This is a genomic window from Neobacillus drentensis, from assembly GCF_036962765.1.
Taxonomy (GTDB): Bacteria; Bacillota; Bacilli; order Bacillales; family Cytobacillaceae; genus Neobacillus; species Neobacillus drentensis_C.
In genome coordinates this window covers 1-2,212 of sequence record NZ_JBALOS010000213.1, presented here as the reverse complement: position 1 = coordinate 2,212, position 2,212 = coordinate 1, and the positions used below count along the sequence as shown (strand labels likewise).

Annotated in this window: 3 protein-coding genes; all 3 read left to right on the top strand. The window is 39.9% G+C overall.

Annotation, left to right across the window (positions count from 1 at the left end; translation table 11 throughout):
• Nucleotides 1-518 (top strand): 3-oxoacid CoA-transferase subunit B (locus V7137_RS23335; RefSeq protein WP_335700284.1); only part of this gene is annotated, 518 nt, incomplete at its 5' end.
• 146 nt (nucleotides 519-664) lie between these two features.
• Nucleotides 665-1,435: an electron transfer flavoprotein subunit beta/FixA family protein gene (locus V7137_RS23330; protein WP_335700283.1), complete on the top strand. Its 771-nt coding sequence runs from the start codon at nucleotides 665-667 to the stop codon at nucleotides 1,433-1,435.
• A 14-nt stretch (nucleotides 1,436-1,449) separates the two neighbouring features.
• Nucleotides 1,450-2,212 (top strand): electron transfer flavoprotein subunit alpha/FixB family protein (locus tag V7137_RS23325; protein ID WP_335700282.1); only part of this gene is annotated, 763 nt, incomplete at its 3' end.

The following is a 2,212-nucleotide window of genomic DNA, read 5'->3' as shown; positions in this document are numbered from 1 at the left end:
TGCTTCAATCAGAAAATGGCTTATTGGGTATTGGTCCTTATCCGGTTGAAGGTACAGAAGACCCCGATCTAATAAATGCGGGAAAAGAAACGGTAACTGCTGTACCTGGCGCTTCTTTTTTCGACAGTGCTGAATCATTTGCAATGATTCGCGGCGGTCATATCGATCTTGCTATCTTAGGGGGAATGGAAGTTTCTCAAACAGGAGATTTGGCTAATTGGATGATTCCGGGGAAGATGATCAAAGGAATGGGCGGCGCCATGGACTTAGTAAACGGCGCAAAACGTGTTGTTGTCATTATGGAACATGTGAATAAGCACGGAAAATCAAAGGTAAAAAAAGAGTGTACACTACCCCTTACTGGAAAAGAAGTGGTGCACCGTTTAATTACTGATTTGGCTGTATTTGATTTCACTCCGGAAGGAATGGTTCTCGTGGAAACTCAGGACGGAGTATCGGTTGAGGAAGTTATTGAAAAAACGGAGGCTTCATTTAAAATTGGTGTAAAATTACCTTAAAAAAATAGTCCCATTAAAGAAAAAGGTATAATTCCTTATAATATGAGGAAATTATGCCTTCATTTCTTTATTTGTAGGGGATGGATTATATGAAAGCGTTGTCAATAGAGACTAATAAGACAGGAATAATTCGAGGAGGAAGAAGAATGAATATTTATGTGATCATGAAGCGCACTTTTGATACAGAAGAAAAGATTTCTATTAAAAACGGAAAAGTGTCTGAAGACGGGGCAGAATTCATTATTAATCCTTATGATGAATATGCAGTTGAAGAAGCGATTAAGTTGCGTGAAGAACATGGTGGAGAAGTAACTGTTGTTACAGTTGGCAACGACGAAACGGAAAAACAACTTCGAACTGCTCTGGCCATGGGTGCTGATAAAGCTGTACTTATTAACGATGAGGATGTCGAAGATGGAGATCCATTCACTACAGCAACGATATTAGCTTCTTTCCTTAAAGACAAAGATACAGACATTATTTTAGCAGGAAATGTAACGGTAGATGGCAGTTCCGGACAAGTAGGTCCAAGACTTGCTGAGGAACTTGGAATGACTGTCGTTACAACCATAACAAAGCTAACCGTTGATGGTGATAAAGCAATGATCGAACGGGATGTCGAGGGGGATATCGAAATTGTTGAAGCCCAGCTTCCGCTGCTTGTGACTTGTCAACAAGGTTTAAATGAACCTCGCTATCCGTCTTTACCCGGAATCATGAAGGCCAAGAAAAAGCCTCTCGAGACATTAGATTTAGATGATTTAGACTTAGATGAAGAGGATGTTGAAGCAAAATCTAAAACGATTGAGATTTTCTTGCCATCAGGTAAAGGGGCAGGGAAAATTCTTGTTGGAGATCTGAAACAACAGGCACAAGAACTTATTTCTTTATTAAAAACAGAAGCGAAGGTAATTTAAGGAGGGGAAACAACATGGCGAAAAAAGTTTTGGTTTTTGGTGAGGTACGTGAAGGTGAAATGCGAAATGTATCCTTTGAAGCGATTGCAGCTGCAAAGCAAATTTCAGATGGTGGGGAAGTGGTCGGATTACTGCTTGGTAATGATGCGAACAACCTTGCAAATACAATGATTCAGTTTGGCGCAGACCGTGTTATAATCGCTCAACATAATGATTTAGAGTCCTATACATCAGATGCATATTCACAGGCCATTGTGCAAGTCATACAGGCAGAAAATCCTCAAGGCCTTATATTAGGGCATACTTCTATCGGAAAAGACATTTCACCAAGAATTGCTGCAAAGTTAAAGTCAGGATTAATTTCTGATGCAATCAGTCTAGAAGTAATTGGAGATCAGGTTATATTTACTCGTCCAATATATTCTGGAAAAGCTTTTGAAAAGAAAGTGATTACGGATGGATTGGTTTTTGCAACCATTCGTCCAAATAATATTCCATTACTAGAAAAGGAAGAATCACGTTTTGGAGAAGTCACTTCAGTTAAAGTTGAGATAAAAGATTTACGCACCATAGTTAAAGATGTTGTTCGTAATGCAACAAGCGGGGTGGACCTTTCAGAAGCAAAAATTATTGTTTCTGGAGGACGAGGCGTTAAAAGTAAAGACGGATTTAAGCCCTTGCAAGAGTTGGCAGAATTGTTGGGTGGCGCAGTTGGGGCATCTCGTGGTGCCTGTGATGCGGACTATTGTGATTACTCGCTTCAAATTGGTCAAACAG